Origin of the sequence: Citrobacter sp. Cb041 (assembly GCF_030336655.1) — a bacterium.
GTDB classification, from domain to species: Bacteria; Pseudomonadota; Gammaproteobacteria; order Enterobacterales; family Enterobacteriaceae; genus Citrobacter; species Citrobacter braakii.
Window position 1 is genome coordinate 63,525 of sequence record NZ_JAOWDD010000041.1, and the last position, 17,300, is coordinate 80,824.

The following is a 17,300-nucleotide window of genomic DNA, read 5'->3' on the forward strand; positions in this document are numbered from 1 at the left end:
GTTAACGGGCGCGAATAAAACTGCCGTTAGGTTGCCGAGTAAACAGTACCTGCTGACCATTACCGGTATCAATGGTTAATCCCGTTACCACGCCGTTGGCATTCTGCCTGATTTGTACCATCTGGCCGTCTTTCAGGTTGCTCAGCGGTTTTCCGGCACCTTCAACCTGCGCCATTGCGTATACATCGGTTGGCGGGAGGTTATGGTCACGGAATACCTGCGCCAGCGTTTTGCCCGAGTCTACGCGATAGGAGCGCCACTGCTGCTCAATTCCACTATCCTGTTGGAAAGGTTGCGTCTGCGGCTGAGATTGCTGAGCCTGCGGCTGCGCGTCTGGTTCTCCTTCCTGGATTGGCTCTGGGGCAAGCGGAGCGACCTGGCCCGGATCGTTTTGCGGGGCGACCAACTGTGCCTGCAGTTGAGCTTCGGTCGGCGGCTGCGACTGTGACTGTAAATCCAGCTGGGCAGTACGCGTAACCACAGGGGCATCGCTGGTGTCACTGGAGGGCAGCAGGAAGCCTATCACCAGCACGATAGCAGCAATTATAATGCCGCGTCGGTGCATAGGCGGTAGCGGATCCATAATGCGAAAATTGTCCGGTGCATGCCAGATTTTCGCCAGGGTTGGTTTTAATTCAAAGCGCCCGGGCATGGCTTTCCTCCTGCTCCGCGTCTCGTTCCTCGATCATAGAGTATAGATGGCTAATGCTATGATGTTCGTCATATTACCCGCTTTCGTGACGTCAACGCGGGGTATTCCTATTGTTTATGTTTCCTCGCGATTTGTCATCTGTTCCCGAGACAAAGTTTTACCGGATGCGGCATGGCTGATATGCTGCCCGCTACTTTACATCCGATGAAAGGAAATATGATGGCTAACCCGACTTTTGACACTATCGAAGCGCAAGCAAGCTACGGCATTGGTTTGCAGGTAGGACAACAGCTGAGTGAATCCGGACTGGAAGGACTGTTGCCTGAAGCGCTGGTAGCGGGTATCGCTGACGCGCTGGAAGGTAAGCACCCGGCAGTGCCGGTTGATGTTGTGCATCGCGCACTGCGTGAAATCCACGAACGCGCTGATGCAGTACGTCGCGAGCGTTTCCAGGCTATGGCGGCTGATGGCGTCAAATATCTGGAAGAAAACCGTGAGAAAGACGGTGTGAACAGCACTGAATCCGGTTTGCAGTTCCGTGTGCTGACTCAGGGCGAAGGTGCTATTCCAGCGCGTACTGACCGCGTTCGCGTGCACTACACCGGTAAACTGATCGACGGTACCGTGTTTGACAGCTCTGTCGCACGCGGCGAACCGGCTGAATTCCCGGTTAACGGCGTGATCCCTGGCTGGATTGAAGCACTGACCCTGATGCCGGTAGGTTCCAAATGGGAACTGACTATTCCTCAGGAACTGGCTTATGGCGAGCGTGGCGCTGGCGCGTCCATTCCTCCGTTCAGCACGCTGGTGTTCGACGTTGAGCTGCTTGAGATCCTGTAAGCAGTGACTTCTGTTCCCTCCGAGGCCGGGGGGAACAAAAAAATAGCGTGAAAAGCTATAGTTACGTGGTTGTCGATATTTTATTTTGCAAATGCCTCGTTAGCGTGTATTTTTGTGAGCTGATTCGCGCTATCAGAGTGATATGACACTCACTTTAAACATTAAATTAACATTATATCTAAATCTTAGTATTCATCCCGCCAATTCTTACCTAATATCGATGAGTCCTGATAATCAGGAACGTCGTATCATAGACACACTAAAGGCCGTAGAGCCTGAACAACACAGACAGGTACAGGAAGAAAAAACATGGTAGATCAGGTAAAAGTCGACGCCGCTGAAGAGGCTTCGTCTGAACAGTCGCTACGGCGCAATCTCACAAACCGTCATATTCAACTTATTGCCATTGGTGGTGCTATTGGTACCGGCCTGTTTATGGGCTCTGGTAAAACCATCAGCCTCGCCGGACCGTCGATCATCTTTGTGTATATGATTATCGGTTTTATGCTGTTTTTCGTGATGCGTGCAATGGGTGAATTGCTGCTCTCGAATCTGGAGTACAAATCTTTTAGTGATTTCGCCTCTGATCTGCTCGGGCCATGGGCCGGGTATTTTACCGGCTGGACTTACTGGTTCTGCTGGGTTGTTACCGGGATGGCAGACGTTGTCGCCATTACGGCGTATGCGCAATTCTGGTTCCCCGAACTTTCAGACTGGGTCGCCTCGCTGGCGGTGATCGTGCTGCTGCTGAGCCTCAACCTTGCCACTGTAAAAATGTTCGGAGAGATGGAGTTCTGGTTTGCGATGATCAAAATCGTCGCCATCATCGGCCTGATTGTCGTTGGTCTGGTGATGGTGTTGACGCACTTCCAGTCGCCAACCGGCGTTCAGGCATCGTTCACGCATCTGTGGAATGACGGTGGCTGGTTCCCGAAAGGTCTGAGCGGCTTCTTTGCTGGCTTCCAGATAGCCGTGTTCGCGTTTGTGGGTATTGAGCTGGTGGGAACGACCGCAGCGGAAACCAAGGACCCGGAGAAATCTCTGCCGCGCGCCATTAACTCGATTCCGATCCGTATCATCATGTTCTACGTTTTTGCGCTGATCGTGATTATGTCCGTAACACCGTGGAGCTCGGTAGTGCCAACCAAGAGCCCATTCGTTGAACTGTTTGTGCTGGTCGGTCTGCCTGCCGCGGCGAGCCTGATCAACTTTGTGGTGCTGACTTCAGCTGCCTCTTCCGCAAACAGTGGCGTGTTCTCTACCAGCCGTATGCTGTTCGGCCTGGCACAGGAAGGCGTAGCGCCTAAAGCATTTGCCAAACTGTCTAAACGCGCAGTTCCGGCGAAAGGTTTAACCTTCTCCTGTATCTGTCTGCTGGGCGGCGTGGTGATGCTTTACGTGAACCCGAGCGTGATTGGCGCGTTCACCATGATCACCACCGTGTCGGCGATTTTGTTCATGTTCGTCTGGACCATCATTCTTTGCTCGTACCTGGTGTACCGCAAGCAGCGTCCGCACCTGCATGAAAAATCAATCTACAAGATGCCGCTAGGCAAGCTGATGTGCTGGGTATGTATGGCGTTCTTCGTCTTCGTACTGGTACTGCTGACGCTGGAAGATGATACCCGTCAGGCGCTGATCGTGACGCCGCTGTGGTTCATCGCGCTGGGTCTGGGTTGGTTGTTTATCGGTAAGAAACGTATGGCAGGTATGCGTTAATTTTAGTGCCCGGTAGCGCGATGCTTACCGGGCCTGAATTCCGTAGGCCGGATACGCGTTAGCGCTATCCGGCGATATCTTTACTCCCCGGCGAGAGCTCGCGGGAACAACACATTATTTTCCAGACTGATGTGTTCCATCAAGTCGTCGATCATCTCGTTAATGCCGTTATACATGGCTTTCCAGGTGGTGCAGGCTTCTGGCGGCGGCGTCACGTTATGGGTGATGTGTTTGATCACTTCGACCAGTTCACCGGCATCGTCATGTTCGCTTTCCATCACGCTGATTGGTCCCATCGCCTGGCTACCCATGCCCTGTTTGATCATCGGGAACAGGATCTGCTCTTCTTTCATCATGTGGCTGGACAGCTCTTCATGCAGCATGGTCAGGTTTTTCGCCAGACCGCGTGGTACGTTCGGTTTATCTGCGTGAACGCGTTCAACTTTCGTGGCCTGCAGGATCAGTTCCGGTAGCTGTTCGCGGTGTCTGTCGTGATAACGCACGATGATATGATCGATGATTTCAGCCAGTGCCACGGTACGCCAGTCTTTCTCCAGCGGCTGTTCAGCCAACTGCGCGAGCTGTGCCTCAATAACGTCTAAATCCAGCTCTTTACGCGCAGCAGCGCGTGCCAGCGTTTGCTTACCGCCGCAGCAGTAATCCATATCGTATTTACGAAACAGGGCCGAAGCGCGAGGAATAGAGAGCGCCAGTTCACCTAAAGGTTGATCGCGATAAGACATTGCCGTTACCTCATTCTCAATAATATAAGATGTATTTTAAATGCAACTTATGGCGAAGGATATAACCCTTTCGGGGTGGGGGTTTTTGTGAGGAATGTCACGAAAATTTCTTGTTTCGTTAAGGTGCTGAATCTTATTAGAAAGGAGAGGGATGGCAAAAAAAGCCGCGCGACAGGATTAAATAAGCGCACGCCGCTGCCGATAGTTAGACCTCAGACAATACCTGCATAATAAAAGGCTACAGATGTTCAAACGAATCAAAGTGATAACCTTACTTATCACCGTGTTACTTGCCCTTGGCGCGATGCAGCTCATCTCCGCGGGCGTCTTTATTGGCGCGCTCAATAACGATAAGCAAAACTTTAACGTCTCTCAGCTTTCCAGCCAGAACGTGGCCGAGTTTACCGATGCGTGGATTAGCCTGAACCAGGCTCGCGTCACGCTCAACCGGGGCATGTTGCGTTTACAGGGAACGATGGCCAGCGAGATTAACGGCGGTCAGTTGAAGGAACTGGTGAACACGGCAAATCGCCTGTTGGCCGAATCGAAAGAGCATTACGATAAATACTACGCCCTGCCGGAAACACCGGGGCTTGATGAACATCTGGCCGATCGACTGGAAGAGCAGTACGGCATCTATTCTGCGACGCTGGCTAAAATGAACGCGCTGCTGGCTGAAGGTAAGCTGGAAGAGATGTTCAAGCAGAATGCCGAGCAAAAGCAAACGGCCATGCAGGAAGTCTATCGGGAATGGCGTAGCGCGCAAACGGCGCTGGCCACTGCCGGAGTGCAGGACAATGAGAGTGATTACCAGAAGATAATCTGGCTGCTGTCTGCCGTGATGCTGATTGTTGTCACCGTGATTATCGCCAGCTGGCTGGCGATGCAGCGAGTGCTGCTCAAGCCTCTCCACGAAGTGATGGGGCATATTCGCCACATTGCTGCGGGTGATTTGACGCACAGCATCAACGCCGATGGCAGCAATGAGATGGCGCTGCTGGCAGTCAACGTTCGCGACATGCAGCAGGCGCTGGCGAACACAGTCAGCGTGGTGCGTGACGGGGCTGACACCATCTATACCGGCGCAGGTGAAATTGCCGCCGGCAGTAACGATCTCTCTTCACGTACCGAGCAGCAGGCCGCCTCTCTGGAAGAGACTGCTGCCAGCATGGAACAACTCACCGCTACCGTGAAACAGAACGCGGATAACGCGCGTCAGGCGACCAGTCTGGCAAAAAATGCCTCACAGACGGCGCAGAAAGGCGGAACCGTGGTTGATGGCGTGGTGCGTACGATGGATGAAATCGCCACCAGTTCCAGCAAAATCGCGCAAATTACCAATGTTATCGACGGCATTGCCTTCCAGACTAATATTCTGGCGCTGAACGCGGCAGTAGAAGCGGCGCGTGCGGGCGAGCAGGGGCGCGGGTTTGCCGTGGTCGCTGGCGAGGTCCGTACACTGGCACAGCGTAGCGCTCAGGCGGCGAAAGAGATTAAGGCGCTGATTGATGACTCGGGGAATCGGGTAAATGCTGGTACGGCGCTGGTGCATGAAGCGGGTGAAACGATGGCGGAAATTGTGAGCGCCGTGACCCGTGTGACCGACATCATGGGCGAGATAGCCTCGGCCTCTGATGAACAGAGCCGGGGTATCGATCAGGTAGGTCAGGCGGTTGCCGAGATGGATCGCGTGACGCAGCAAAACGCCTCGCTGGTGGAGGAGTCCGCTTCCGCCGCCGCCGCGCTCGAAGAGCAGGCAGCACGACTGAATCAGACCGTAGCGGTGTTTAAAGTTTAACGTCTACTCCGGCCTACAAAATAATACCTTGTAGGTCGGATTAGCGCAGCGCCGTCCGGGCCATTATGATTGTGGAACCACGACGACGCTTGGTTTCTGTGGTTTGGCTCTGACGGCTATCACCACCCCAACAATCAGCAGCGCAATGCCGCTTACCGTCAGCAGCGGCGGGAATTCCTGGCGCAGGATAAAGGTGTACACCAGGCCAGCCAGCGTTTCGAAGACAATCAGCGGGCCGAGGATCACCGTCGGCAATTTTTGGCTGGCGACGTTCCAGCACAGTGCGCCAACCCACGAACACAATACCGCAATCGCTATCATCAGGCCGATAAACACGCCCGGACGCGGGCCGAAGGGCAGGGCAAAGTCCGGCGTTTGCCCGTTCAGCCACAGGCAGGCTGCAATATAACCGAGCAGAGAAACAGGCAACGTTACCAGTGCCTGGGCCGTCGCCCACATCATCGGGTGCTTATCTGGATTCTCGCGCAGCCAGCGGGCATTACGCAGCGCATACCACGCCCAACACACTACCGAGATCAGCGCCAGCGCGATTCCAGAACCATAACGCCAGCCGCTAAAGTCGGGTAAGCCTTGATTCAGCTCCGAGATATTCACGCACAGCAGACCGATACCAATCAGCACCAGCGCAGGCGACAGACGCCACCATGATAATTTGCCGTCGCGCTGGCTGTAGAGCAGGTTAGCGAAGACCGGGATCACAACCGGCAATGTACCAATAATCATCGTTGAAACCGGCGCGCCAGTGCGCTGGATGGCGCTTGCCAGGCAAACGTAATAAATCAGATTACCCATCATCGTTAACGCCAGCGCAGTGACCCAGTCTTTACGCGTCAACTGACGCAAGCGCACACGCCCCAGCCAGGCAATCGGCAACGCTATTAGCCCCAGCGCCAGATAGCGTCCCATCGACTGCAATACCGCCGGGTATTCCGGTACGATCAGCGGCCCAACAAAAATTAATCCCCACATCAGCCCAGCCAGCAGGGCATACAACACGCCGCTAATCATTTTTGACATCCACATCGCTTAACAATAAGTCGAGTGTAGGCAGGAAAAATGCAGCCGTATTGTATGAGATTGCTGTTCAACGCCGGACGACTTGTTTCTGATAACGTACCGGCGTAATACCGTAGCGATGGGTAAACGCGCGGGTGAGATGCGACTGGTCGGTGAGGCCGGTTGCGGCAGCGACCTCCGCGGCGGGCATTCCGTGAGTGAGAAAACCTTTGGCTCGCCACAGGCGGATCGCCATCAGCATCTGGTGCGGCGTGACGTGGAAATGAGATTTAAACTGGCGCTGAAAATGCCAGGGACTCAGCGCTGCAACCCGCGCCAGTTCGTCGAGCGTGACCGGGTGCATATAATTATCGTGCAAATACTCGCGTACCCGCTCAAAGCGATGCGATCCCTCCGGTAATACCGGCGCATGGCGGGCCAGCGGCTGGAACGTGTCGATCAGATCGAGTAATAGCCCTTTTTGCGCCAGCGGATCCTCAGTGTTCCACAGGCCATGGATCAGCGAGCAGATCTGGCGCGAGCGTAGCGGATCGTGACGCGTTACGTCATGAAACCACCAGTGGCGGATCCCGGTGACTTCTTCCAGAAGCTCTGGCTCAAGATAGATCATCCGATAGCGCCAGCCGTCGGCGGTTTCCGCTTCGCCGGTATGTAGCTCATCGGGATTCATGGTGACGACGGAATGGGCGGGGGCCACGTACTGCGTGCCGCGATAGCGAAAACGTTCGGCTCCGGCTTCTATCGCGCCAATACCAAACGCTTCATGGGTGTGGGGTTCAAAGGCGTAACGCGAGATGTGCGCATGATACAGCTCAACGCCCGGCACCTGTGCCAGATGGCGAAAGCGGGCGCTGTCTTTCTCATCAATAAACTGCTCAGGTACACCTTGCACGTCTTCTCTCCCCACGCATCATCATGTCATTATCAGAGAGGATGCGCGGGGATGCCACCACAATTAACTAATTTTTAACACTTACACGATGCCTTTGACGCTGTCTGCCAGCGACGTGGTTGGGCGACCAATCAGTTTGCTCAGCGTATGGCTGTCGTCGAAGAGGCCACCTTTAGAGGCACCAACGTCTGAGTCAGCCAGCATGTCCGCCAGTCCGGCAGGCAGACCAACACCTTTCAGCGCGGCGGCAAAATCAGCTTCGCTCAGATTTTGATACACCACTTTTTTACCGCTCTGTTTTGCCAGTTCGGCCGCCAGCTGGCTCAGGGTCCAGCCTGCGTCGCCCGCCAGTTCATAGATTTTACCGGCATGACCGTCTTCACTGATGACGCGCGCAGCGGCAGCGGCATAGTCGGCACGGGTCGCCGAGGCGATTTTGCCTTCTCCCGCCGCCCCAATAAACACGCCGTGTTCCAGCGCGGCTGGTGCGCTGGCGAGATAGTTTTCGGTGTACCAACCGTTACGCAGCAGCGCGTACGCGATACCGGATTCAGCCAGCATCTTCTCGGTTGCGACATGCTCATCAGCCAGCCCCAGCGGGGAGCGATCGGCGTGCAGCAGGCTGGTGTAGGCGATAAATTTCACGTGGGCCGCTTTCGCCGCGTTAATCACGTTGCGATGCTGCGGGGCACGTTGTCCCACTTCGCTGGAGGAGATTAGCAGTAACTTGTCTATCCCCTGTAAGGCTGTGGTAAAGGCAGCTTCATCGCTGTAATCCGCCTGACGAACGGTAATGCCCTGCTGGCTAAGCGCCGTCGCTTTAGCAGGATTACGCACAATAGCCACAATCTGGCTGGCAGGAATGGTTTTCAGTAGCGTTTCAATAACGTGTTGGCCCAGTTGGCCAGTGGCACCAGTAATCGCGATCATAGGATAACTCCTTTGGTATTGGTCTTGTGTTTAATCACATTAACACCTAAACTTACTTTTAGTAAGTACGTACAAAAAGGTTAGTATGAAAATGACAGCTTTGACGCTCTCCCAGCAATTACGTGATGGCAACTTGTTTGCCGAGCAGTGTCCCTCCCGCGAGGTGTTAAAACACGTCACCAGCCGCTGGGGTGTATTGATTCTGGTGGCGCTGCGCGACGGTACGCACCGCTTCAGCGATTTGCGCCGTAAGATGGGCGGCGTCAGTGAAAAAATGCTGGCGCAATCCCTGCAGGCGTTAGAACAGGACGGGTTTATCAATCGGGTGTCATATCCGGTGGTACCGCCGCATGTGGAGTATAGCCTGACACCGTTGGGTGAGCAGGTGAGCGAAAAAGTCGCAGCGCTGGCGGACTGGATAGAGGTGAATTTGCCGCAGGTTTTGGCAAATCATACCGTTAAGAACGAAGACGTCCCGGCATCAGCGTAAACGACCCGGTCGGGCTTGCCGGATGGCGCAGCGCCACCCGGCGTGATCTTACTTACTCAAATCCAATTGATAAATGGCGAAGCCGATGTCATCGGCAGCGACTTTCTTCAGTGGATACTGGCCTTTCTCTTTGATAAACGCAGCGGCTTTATCAGACGGTGATGTTTCAAAGCGAATATCCAGTTGTGTCTCGCTGTGAATCGGCGCCAGACGCCAGTTGTTATCTGCCGCTGGATGAATTTCGCCTGCGCTCTTTGTCTGGGAACCTATCCATGCTGCCAGCACCGAGCGGTTTTCATCTGGTGATGCAAACGCGATGTGGCTGTCGCCGGTCCCGGCAAACTTACCGCCGTAGGCGCGGTAGTTGTTGGTCGCGACGAGGAAGGTTGCGTTCGGATCGATCGGTTTACCGTTAAAGGTCAGATTTTTAATACGCTCCGCTTGCGGGTTAATCGTCTGGCATTCACCGTCATAGCGAGCGGGTTGTGAAACATCAATCTGATAATTCACGCCGTCAATCACGTCGAAGTTATAGGTACGGAAGCCATCCCAGTTAATTAACGACTGTGGTTTGCTGCTGTGGATATCAATCTGATTAAACTGCCCGGCAGAACATTCCAGCCACTCTTTCACCTCTTTACCGCTGGCTTTCACCACGACCAAGGTATTGGGATAGAGATACAAATCAGCGGCGTTACGGAAGGTAAGCTGACCTTTTTCGACTTCGACAAAGCTGGCCGGATCGTTCTTGCGTCCACCGACTTTAAACGGTGCAGCGGCGGAAAGTACCGGTAGTTTTGCCAGGTCCGGATCGCCCTGGATAAAATGTTCCACATAGGCTTTCTGCGCATTATTCACCACCTGCACGGTCGGGTCGTCCTGAACCAGCGCCAGATAGCTGTACATGTTGTCGGCAGATTTACCGATTGGCTTGCTGACAAACTCACGCGTGGCATCGTGATCGGCTTTTAGGATCTCAACAATTTTTTGGTCTTCGCCAGCCAGTGATTTTTTGGCCGCGGCGTCATAAATCGGGCGCGCCTGCGCTTTCCCCTGCGTAACCTGCCATTTACCGCTGTCGTTATTCAGTACTAAATCCACCACGCCCAGGTGATCGCCCCACATGCCCGGCATCACCGCAGGAACGCCATTGAGCGTACCTGTTGTGATATCTGCGCCTTTGATGTTGGCAAAGTCTTTCCCCGGGAAAACGGCGTGAGCGTGACCAAACATAATGGCATCCACGCCCGGAACTTCACTGAGGTAGTAAACGGAGTTTTCCGCCATCGCCTGGTATGGGTCGGCAGAAAGCCCGGAGTGAGCAACCACCACCACGACATCGGCACCTTTGGCTCGCATTTCCGGCACGTATTTACGTGCGGTTTCCGTAATGTCATTCACCGTCACTTTGCCGCTGAGGTTGGCTTTATCCCAGGTCATGATCTGCGGCGGCACAAAACCGATATAGCCAATTTTCAGCGTCTGCGTGTTTCCTTCCTGATCGACAACCTCAGTCTCTTTGATCAGATAAGGAGTAAACAGCGGCTTTTTGGTCTTAACGTCGATGATATTGGCGTTAACGTAAGGGAATTTCGCCCCGGCTAGCGCGTTGTGCAGATACTCAAGACCGTAGTTGAATTCATGGTTGCCAAGGTTACCCACGGCGTAATCCAGCGTATTCAGTGCCTTATATACCGGATGCGTTTCGCCCGCTTTCAGCCCCTTGGCCGCCATATAATCCCCGAGCGGGCTGCCCTGAATCAGATCACCGTTATCAACCAGCACGCTGTTTTTGACTTCACCACGTGCTGCGTTGATCAGGCTTGCCGTACGAACCAGGCCAAATTTTTCAGTCGGCGTATCTTTGTAATAATCGAAATCCATCATATTGCTATGTAAATCAGTGGTTTCCATTATACGCAGATCGACGGTCGCGGCATTGACGCTGGCTGCAATCAGCGTGGCCAGAAACGTTGCACTAAACTTAATCATCAGGGGCATCCTTTTAAGATCTAAGCCACAAAAGAAAATGTATATAAATCTTCTTGCTTACAGAACTGTGAATCATGACATGAATATAGCGTTTAAAACCGCAGACGCTATCACAGTTGGCGGATCCTTTGGCGATCGGGTATAAGTAAAACAACGAGTTAACACCACGACAGAAACGAGGTGGAGAATGTTAGAACATGTATGCCAGCTTGCACGGAATGCGGGCGATGCCATTATGCAGGTCTACGATGGAATCAAACCGATGGAGATTACCAGCAAGCAGGACGATTCTCCGGTCACGGCGGCGGATATCGCCGCGCATACGGTGATCCTCGAAGGATTACTGGCGCTGACGCCGGATATTCCGGTCCTGTCTGAAGAAGCGCCTCCTGGCTGGGATGTTCGCCAGCACTGGCAGCGCTACTGGCTGGTAGACCCGCTGGACGGTACCAAAGAGTTCATTAAGCGTAACGGTGAATTCACCGTCAATATTGCGCTTATCGAGCAAGGAAAGCCGGTACTGGGCGTGGTTTACGCGCCGGTGATGAAAGTGATGTACAGCGCGGCAGAAGGTAAAGCGTGGAAAGAAGAGTGCGGCGTGCGCAAACAAATCCATGTTCGTGACGCGCGTCCGCCGTTGGTGGTGATTAGCCGCTCGCATGCTGACAATGAGTTAAAAGAGTATCTGCAACAGTTGGGTGAGCACCAGACCACGTCGATTGGCTCATCGCTGAAGTTCTGCCTGGTGGCGGAAGGGCAGGCACAGCTGTACCCACGTTTTGGGCCAACTAACGTATGGGACACCGCCGCTGGCCACGCTGTTGCCGCCGCAGCCGGGGCGCACGTTCACGACTGGCAGGGGAAATCTCTGGATTACACCCCACGTGAATCATTCCTCAACCCCGGCTTCCGCGTCGCTATTTACTGAGTAATTTGTGCAGCAGGGCAATAACCTGCTGCACCTCTTCCTGCGTCAACGCACCATCTTTTGCCCACTGAACGCGTCCGTCCTTATCAAGTACGGCGATAGCGGAGCTCTCTTCATCCAGTTGCCAGGCTTTACGCGCAATGCCATTGCTGTCGACAATAAATTGTGACCACGGGTAGAGCTTCTTATTGCTCTCCAGACTGCTGCGCACAAACATACCGGAGCCAGGAATAGCGTCATCGGTGTTGACGATCGTGGTGGTCTGGTATTTGTCGTGCGGCAGGTTGGCCGCCTTGATTGCCTCGATCAGCGTAGCATTTTTCTCTTTGGCGGAGGTGCGTCCGGCAATGTGTTGCACAATTCGCACTTTCCCTGGCAGCTGCGCGCTATTCCAGCTTTTGTAGCTAAACTTATCGTTATCGAGAATCAGTTCGCCACGATCGGCGATCCCCACCGGCGGTACGCGCTGGTTAGTCTCAAACGAATGCGCACAGGCAATCATCGGCAGCAGCAGGCACGACAGCGCCAGCAGTTTTTGTAAGGTCATAGGTTTTCCTTCTTTCTTTATTTTGCAGGTGATCCGACCACTTGGGTCTGGAATTTAATCATATGTGCGATTGATGCTTTTTCCCGCAAGCGCGATGCCAGTTTGCGGACGGGCGCACAAATCCTGCGAAAAATGAAGGCTTATACTGAAGACAGCGAAGCGTTGAAAAGATAATTCTGAATATTTGTAACCTGAAGGTAAATAAACTTATACACGCTGGAAACATGAGCGAGATAGTCTATAGTCATAGGGCATTAAAATTTGCGCCTGAGGATTGTCGGACCGATTGTGGTACCGCAAAGGCGTAATGCTCAGCAGGAGACAACAATGAAAATTTTCCAACGATACAACCCGCTGCAGGTGGCGAAGTACGTGAAGATCCTGTTTCGTGGACGGTTATATATCAAGGATGTAGGCGCTTTTGAATTTGATAAGGGTAAGATTCTTATCCCAAAAGTGAAGGACAAACTGCATTTTTCCGTGATGTCCGAAGTTAACCGTCAGGTCTTGCGTCTGCAAACTGAGATGGCTTGATCAAAGTGCTATGCGGTAGTTAAAAAAACGGCTCCTGAATGGGAGCCGTTGATGTTTCTGCAGGACGTTAAGACGCCTTTGCCTCTTCTTTTGCATCCGGCAGTTTCGGTACCAGTACGGTAGGTTTACTGTCCAGACGCGTCACCAGCAGCTGATCAATCTTGTAGTTATCGATATCCACCACTTCAAATTTGTAGCCTGAATACTTCACCGAGTCGGTGCGTTTCGGGATTTTACGCAGCATGAACATCATAAAGCCGCCGATGGTTTCATAGTTGCCGGACTGCGGGAACTCATCGATATCCAGGACGCGCATAACGTCATCAATCGGCGTACCGCCATCGACTAACCATGAGTTTTCATCGCGCGCCACGATCTGCTCTTCCAGACCCTGACCGACTAAATCGCCCATCAGCGTAGTCATAACGTCGTTGAGCGTGATAATCCCCACCACCAGCGCGTACTCGTTCATGATGACGGCAAAGTCTTCGCCTGCGGTTTTGAAGCTTTCCAGCGCTTCAGAGAGCGTCAGCGTATCCGGCACAATCAGCGTATTGCGGATCTGTACGCCACTGTTCAGCGCCATGCTTTGGTTCGCCAGTACGCGGTTGAGGAGATCCTTTGAATCGACATAGCCAATGATGTGGTCGATATCTTCGTTACACACCAGGAATTTGGAGTGTGGGTGTTCCGCCACCTTGTTCTTCAGGCTTTGCTCATCTTCGTGGAGATCGAACCAGATAATATTCTCGCGCGAGGTCATGGAAGACGGTACGGTACGGGATTCCAGTTCGAACACATTTTCAATCAGCTCATGTTCCTGCTTACGCAGAACCCCTGCCAACGCACCCGCTTCGACCACGGCGTAAATATCGTCCGAGGTGATGTCGTCTTTACGCACCATCGGGATCTTAAACAGACGGAAGATGTTATTTGCCAGACCGTTAAAGAACCACACCAGCGGGCGGAAGACGAGCAGGCAGAAGCGCATCGGGTTGATGATACGCAAAGCCACAGCTTCTGGCGCAATCATACCGATGCGTTTCGGAGTTAAATCCGCGAACAGGATGAACAGGCCAGTAACCAGCGAGAACGACAGAATAAAGCTTAACTGTTCGGACAGCTCTGGAGTGAAGTACTTCGAGAAAAGGCTGTAAAACGCCGGGGAGAATGCCGCATCACCGACAATACCACCGAGAATTGCGACCGCGTTAAGGCCAATTTGCACGACGGTAAAAAACATGCCGGGGTTTTCCTGCATCTTCAAAACACGTTGTGCGTTTACGTTGCCTTCATCGGCAAGCAGTTTAAGTTTTATTTTGCGTGATGCAGCAAGCGAGATCTCGGATATCGAGAAAAACGCACTCACGGCGATCAGGCAGAGAATGACTAAAATACTGTTTAACATATCTTATCCGACCGTTAAGGCCAGATCCTCGGAAGGGAGAAGTTGATAAATCCATGTGAAAACCGGCTCGTGGCGTTGAGCCGGTAAATTCAGAAGCTAGTATAGCGTAAGGTACTGTAAAGTCGCCAGAGGAGCTTTTTTGGCCTTATTCTGCGGGGTTAAGCCTACGTACCATCTGCATCTCACTTTCGCTATAAGGCGAACCATCCGGCTTCAGCACATCATGAAACCATAGCGATGCCGTCGCTTCGTCAAGCGGGATATCCGGCCACGGCAACCAGGTTTGCGTTTTCCCTTGTACCAACCCCCAGTGAAAGCTGGAAACGCGCTGGGCGCTAAACAGCGGTAGCTGCTCTTCTATTCGGCTATCAACATGGCGTGCCAGCCACTCGGTACAAAAGAGCGGCCTGCCAAATTCGGCCAACTGCGACAGAAGAGTCAACTGGCCTGGGGTATCGACGTAGGCATGGTAGCTAATCACATCGGAAAGCCGCAGCGCGGCGATATCAACAGGATGCGTAAACGCATTCCCGCACGCAGTGCGATCGTCAATATGCCAGGCCGCTACGGTCAACGGTTGAGACGGTGACTCCTGCCGTGCCCAGCCAAACAGATGGGTCATCAGGGTTAAGGCGTAAATTTCCAGCCTGTCGTCATAGTGGGCAAATTCGCCAGTGTGACAAAAAATCCCGCCGTTGCCTGGCTCATTATATAAATCCCAGACGCTGATACGTGAGTCATGGCGAAAGTAACGGATGATATCTCTGACGTAGGCTTCAATTTGCGGCCAACAGCGTCGGTCCAGCACGCAGGCGCGGCCTGGGCTACCCGCTGCCTGGCTATTGTGAACGCCGGGAACTGGGGCCTTTTGCTGGCCGATAACGGGCTCATCACCGGAAAAAGCGCAGTCGTCGAGCAGCGTCAGCATCACTTTTATGCCGTGGCTACGGGCAATGTTCAGGAAGAGATCAATGCGCTCGAGCAGCCCATCGCGGTCATGCTGCCAGACGGTAAACGGTAAATTTGTTCGTAGCTGGTTATAGCCATACTGGCTGGCCCAGCCGAGTTCCTGATCGATAGTGCTGCTATCGAAACTCTCTACCTGCCACATTTCGAGCCAGTTAACCGCGGTGCGCGGCAAGTAGTTAAAACCGCAGCCCCAGGGTTGATCTTGATACCAGCTTTGCGCTCGTGTTTTGCTCCATGGGTTATACATGATGCGCTCCTTATTCGGCATCTGAGAGACTGACGCGTCCTGCCGTACGCTGCGTGGCGCTGCCGCCCCAAACTTCATCGTATTCGTAGCCGGTAAGCTGTTTTATCACCACCCGGGTTTCTTCATCGCAGTCGCGATAGTTGCCACCCAGCTTGCGGCGGGCGATCTCTTTGAGCAGAACTTTGTGGGTTTCGCGGGTAAGTTTAAATTTGTAGGTGGCGTAGAAACTCACCGCCAGCAGCGCCGCAGTAGCAAAGATCATCAATCCGATAATGGCGTGTAATGCGCTTTCCGGCTGCGCGCCGCTGCCTTTTACAAAGCCTGCCTCTTCCAGCACCATGCCGATAAGCAAAATAGCGATTGCCACCGTACTTTTACGGGTGAGTACCATAACACCCGCAAAAATCCCTTCGCGGCGCTGTTGGGTCACCATCTCATCGATATCAGGAATAAAGCTATAGATATTCCACGGGATATAGTAAAGACCGGAACGTGCCATACCAAGCAGAATAAATATCGCAGAGAACAGAATATTGGACACCTGGGTTTCGGTGTAATAAATAACAAATAAAAATACCAATACGCTAAATATACAGGTGTAAGCGAGGCGTAGTGCTGCTGATGGGGTTATATTGAGTTTGTTCAGTAATAGCATAAACCCATAGGTGCCAAAAACTGAAGCGAAGGCGGCAATACTTAACCAGCCAGAAACGGAGGCTACATCCTGACTCAAGCAATAAACTACGTAATAGGTAAATACTGACCCGAATACATCCATAGCGGTAAATGAGAAAATATAAATAATAATATGCAGGCGAAATGCCCGGATCCTGAAAGAAGAAAACAGATCGAGTATCAAATATTTAAGGTGATTCAGTATCCCGCTATTGCGCTGCAGGTTAGTTTGAAATGTCTCTTCCTGAACGTCTTTGGCCTCCCACGTGCAGCGCCAGGTTATGAACACGGCGAGGCAGAACACGACGGAAAATATCAGCCCGGTTAGTGTATAGGTAAATGGGTTATCTTTGCCCGTAAACTGCATCAGGATACCGGGTACCGATACGGCAAGGAATCCGCCCAGCTGCGAGCAGATCATGCGCATACCGGAGAGGCGGCTGCGTTCTTCGTAGCGGTTAGTCATTTCTGCGGCCAGGGTTTCCCACGGCACCAGGACCATCGCTGACAGCAGCTCAATCGACAGATAGGTTCCCAGGTAGTACCAGTAACCCATGTCGGTCAGCCATAGCAGGGCATAGAGAAACATTAAAGGACAACTGAGTAATAAAAAGAAGCGGCGACGGCCAAATCTTCGACCTAGCCAGGTGTTGCCAAAGTTATCGGTGATATAACCCATAATTGGGCTAAGTACAGCATCAATCACGCGGGCAATGGCAAATATTGATCCTGCTTCCAGCACGCTTAAACCGCAGTAGGTTGTGTAAAAAAATAAAAGCCATGTTCCGATAATGGCGAAAGCACCGCCGCCAAATAAATCAGTAATGCCATAGCCGATCGCTACACCATAACTGACTCTGCGTTCAGTTGGTTTGACCATAATATTTTCCAGTATGTA

Annotated in this window: 16 protein-coding genes; 6 read left to right on the forward strand and 10 right to left on the reverse strand. The window is 52.8% G+C overall.

The features are described 5' to 3' along the window. Position 1 precedes the first annotated feature (1 nt). Positions 2-652: a LysM-like peptidoglycan-binding domain-containing protein gene (locus tag OGV52_RS18145; protein ID WP_016151435.1), complete on the reverse strand. Its 651-nt coding sequence runs from the start codon at positions 650-652 to the stop codon at positions 2-4. Between the two features lie 219 nt (positions 653-871). Here OGV52_RS18145 and bamJ point away from each other — a divergent pair, with 219 nt between their 5' ends. Together bamJ and cycA are read left to right on the forward strand one after the other, a co-directional pair. Next, a complete protein-coding gene (gene bamJ / locus OGV52_RS18150) occupies positions 872-1,492 on the forward strand; it encodes a BamJ family beta-barrel-assembly machinery protein (protein ID WP_029139741.1) in 621 nt (206 codons plus the stop codon). A gap of 309 nt (positions 1,493-1,801) precedes the next feature. Then, positions 1,802-3,211: a D-serine/D-alanine/glycine transporter gene (gene cycA / locus OGV52_RS18155; protein ID WP_016151437.1), complete on the forward strand. Its 1,410-nt coding sequence runs from the start codon at positions 1,802-1,804 to the stop codon at positions 3,209-3,211. Between the two features lie 80 nt (positions 3,212-3,291). On the opposite strand, the gene ytfE is transcribed toward cycA, so the two are convergent. Continuing rightward, complete coding sequence (ytfE, locus tag OGV52_RS18160; RefSeq protein ID WP_003025690.1) at positions 3,292-3,954, reverse strand: iron-sulfur cluster repair protein YtfE; 663 nt, start codon at positions 3,952-3,954, stop codon at positions 3,292-3,294. Between the two features lie 244 nt (positions 3,955-4,198). Here ytfE and OGV52_RS18165 point away from each other — a divergent pair, with 244 nt between their 5' ends. Next, a complete protein-coding gene (locus OGV52_RS18165; RefSeq protein WP_046275835.1) occupies positions 4,199-5,752 on the forward strand; it encodes a methyl-accepting chemotaxis protein in 1,554 nt (517 codons plus the stop codon). Positions 5,753-5,815: 63 nt separating this feature from the next. On the opposite strand, the gene OGV52_RS18170 is transcribed toward OGV52_RS18165, so the two are convergent. The 3 genes from OGV52_RS18170 to OGV52_RS18180 form a co-directional block, all read right to left on the reverse strand. Next, positions 5,816-6,781, reverse strand: a complete 966-nt coding sequence (locus OGV52_RS18170) for a DMT family transporter (RefSeq protein WP_016151440.1) — start codon at positions 6,779-6,781, stop codon at positions 5,816-5,818. A 76-nt stretch (positions 6,782-6,857) separates the two neighbouring features. After that, a complete protein-coding gene (locus OGV52_RS18175) occupies positions 6,858-7,682 on the reverse strand; it encodes an AraC family transcriptional regulator (RefSeq protein ID WP_094761019.1) in 825 nt (274 codons plus the stop codon). An 81-nt stretch (positions 7,683-7,763) separates the two neighbouring features. Then, positions 7,764-8,612, reverse strand: coding sequence for an SDR family oxidoreductase (locus tag OGV52_RS18180; protein ID WP_287108906.1), 849 nt, complete (start codon positions 8,610-8,612; stop codon positions 7,764-7,766). Positions 8,613-8,697: 85 nt separating this feature from the next. On the opposite strand from OGV52_RS18180, the gene OGV52_RS18185 reads away from it, so the two are divergent. Next, positions 8,698-9,102, forward strand: coding sequence for a winged helix-turn-helix transcriptional regulator (locus tag OGV52_RS18185; RefSeq protein ID WP_016151443.1), 405 nt, complete (start codon positions 8,698-8,700; stop codon positions 9,100-9,102). A 48-nt stretch (positions 9,103-9,150) separates the two neighbouring features. Here the strand turns inward: OGV52_RS18185 and cpdB are convergent, their stop codons facing one another. Then, positions 9,151-11,094, reverse strand: coding sequence for a 2',3'-cyclic-nucleotide 2'-phosphodiesterase (gene cpdB / locus OGV52_RS18190; RefSeq protein ID WP_287108907.1), 1,944 nt, complete (start codon positions 11,092-11,094; stop codon positions 9,151-9,153). 187 nt (positions 11,095-11,281) lie between these two features. Here cpdB and cysQ point away from each other — a divergent pair, with 187 nt between their 5' ends. Continuing rightward, positions 11,282-12,022, forward strand: coding sequence for a 3'(2'),5'-bisphosphate nucleotidase CysQ (cysQ, locus tag OGV52_RS18195; RefSeq protein WP_016151445.1), 741 nt, complete (start codon positions 11,282-11,284; stop codon positions 12,020-12,022). On the opposite strand, the gene OGV52_RS18200 is transcribed toward cysQ, so the two are convergent. After that, the gene (locus OGV52_RS18200; protein WP_016151446.1) at positions 12,012-12,569 is read right to left on the reverse strand and encodes a YtfJ family protein; all 558 of its coding nucleotides are present in this window, start codon (positions 12,567-12,569) and stop codon (positions 12,012-12,014) included. The two genes, cysQ and OGV52_RS18200, sit on opposite strands and share 11 nt — an antisense overlap. Positions 12,570-12,896: 327 nt before the next feature. Here OGV52_RS18200 and OGV52_RS18205 point away from each other — a divergent pair, with 327 nt between their 5' ends. Beyond that, positions 12,897-13,103, forward strand: a complete 207-nt coding sequence (locus OGV52_RS18205; RefSeq protein ID WP_003025710.1) for a DUF1107 domain-containing protein — start codon at positions 12,897-12,899, stop codon at positions 13,101-13,103. Between the two features lie 67 nt (positions 13,104-13,170). Here OGV52_RS18205 and paeA read toward each other — a convergent pair whose 3' ends face one another. The 3 genes from paeA to OGV52_RS18220 form a co-directional block, all read right to left on the reverse strand. Continuing rightward, entirely contained in the window at positions 13,171-14,511 is a 1,341-nt protein-coding gene (paeA, locus tag OGV52_RS18210; protein WP_003830418.1) for a polyamine export protein PaeA, read from the reverse strand. A 145-nt stretch (positions 14,512-14,656) separates the two neighbouring features. Beyond that, positions 14,657-15,727, reverse strand: a complete 1,071-nt coding sequence (locus OGV52_RS18215) for a glycoside hydrolase 5 family protein (protein ID WP_200049760.1) — start codon at positions 15,725-15,727, stop codon at positions 14,657-14,659. A 10-nt stretch (positions 15,728-15,737) separates the two neighbouring features. Next, on the reverse strand, positions 15,738-17,282 hold the full coding sequence (locus tag OGV52_RS18220) for an MFS transporter (RefSeq protein ID WP_049283040.1): 1,545 nt from the start codon (positions 17,280-17,282) through the stop codon (positions 15,738-15,740). Between the last annotated feature and the right edge of the window lie 18 nt (positions 17,283-17,300).

What these genes read in the sequence shown, in the direction of transcription:
- OGV52_RS18200 (WP_016151446.1), bottom strand. Translation starts at nt 12,569, where the DNA reads ATGACCTTACAAAAACTGCTGGCGCTGTCGTGCCTGCTGCTGCCGATG.
- OGV52_RS18185 (WP_016151443.1), top strand. Translation starts at nt 8,698, where the DNA reads ATGAAAATGACAGCTTTGACGCTCTCCCAGCAATTACGTGATGGCAAC.
- OGV52_RS18145 (WP_016151435.1), bottom strand. Translation starts at nt 652, where the DNA reads ATGCCCGGGCGCTTTGAATTAAAACCAACCCTGGCGAAAATCTGGCAT.
- ytfE (WP_003025690.1), bottom strand. Translation starts at nt 3,954, where the DNA reads ATGTCTTATCGCGATCAACCTTTAGGTGAACTGGCGCTCTCTATTCCT.
- cycA (WP_016151437.1), top strand. Translation starts at nt 1,802, where the DNA reads ATGGTAGATCAGGTAAAAGTCGACGCCGCTGAAGAGGCTTCGTCTGAA.
- OGV52_RS18165 (WP_046275835.1), top strand. Translation starts at nt 4,199, where the DNA reads ATGTTCAAACGAATCAAAGTGATAACCTTACTTATCACCGTGTTACTT.
- OGV52_RS18180 (WP_287108906.1), bottom strand. Translation starts at nt 8,612, where the DNA reads ATGATCGCGATTACTGGTGCCACTGGCCAACTGGGCCAACACGTTATT.
- OGV52_RS18215 (WP_200049760.1), bottom strand. Translation starts at nt 15,727, where the DNA reads ATGTATAACCCATGGAGCAAAACACGAGCGCAAAGCTGGTATCAAGAT.
- paeA (WP_003830418.1), bottom strand. Translation starts at nt 14,511, where the DNA reads ATGTTAAACAGTATTTTAGTCATTCTCTGCCTGATCGCCGTGAGTGCG.
- cysQ (WP_016151445.1), top strand. Translation starts at nt 11,282, where the DNA reads ATGTTAGAACATGTATGCCAGCTTGCACGGAATGCGGGCGATGCCATT.
- OGV52_RS18205 (WP_003025710.1), top strand. Translation starts at nt 12,897, where the DNA reads ATGAAAATTTTCCAACGATACAACCCGCTGCAGGTGGCGAAGTACGTG.
- bamJ (WP_029139741.1), top strand. Translation starts at nt 872, where the DNA reads ATGGCTAACCCGACTTTTGACACTATCGAAGCGCAAGCAAGCTACGGC.
- cpdB (WP_287108907.1), bottom strand. Translation starts at nt 11,094, where the DNA reads ATGATTAAGTTTAGTGCAACGTTTCTGGCCACGCTGATTGCAGCCAGC.
- OGV52_RS18170 (WP_016151440.1), bottom strand. Translation starts at nt 6,781, where the DNA reads ATGATTAGCGGCGTGTTGTATGCCCTGCTGGCTGGGCTGATGTGGGGA.
- OGV52_RS18220 (WP_049283040.1), bottom strand. Translation starts at nt 17,282, where the DNA reads ATGGTCAAACCAACTGAACGCAGAGTCAGTTATGGTGTAGCGATCGGC.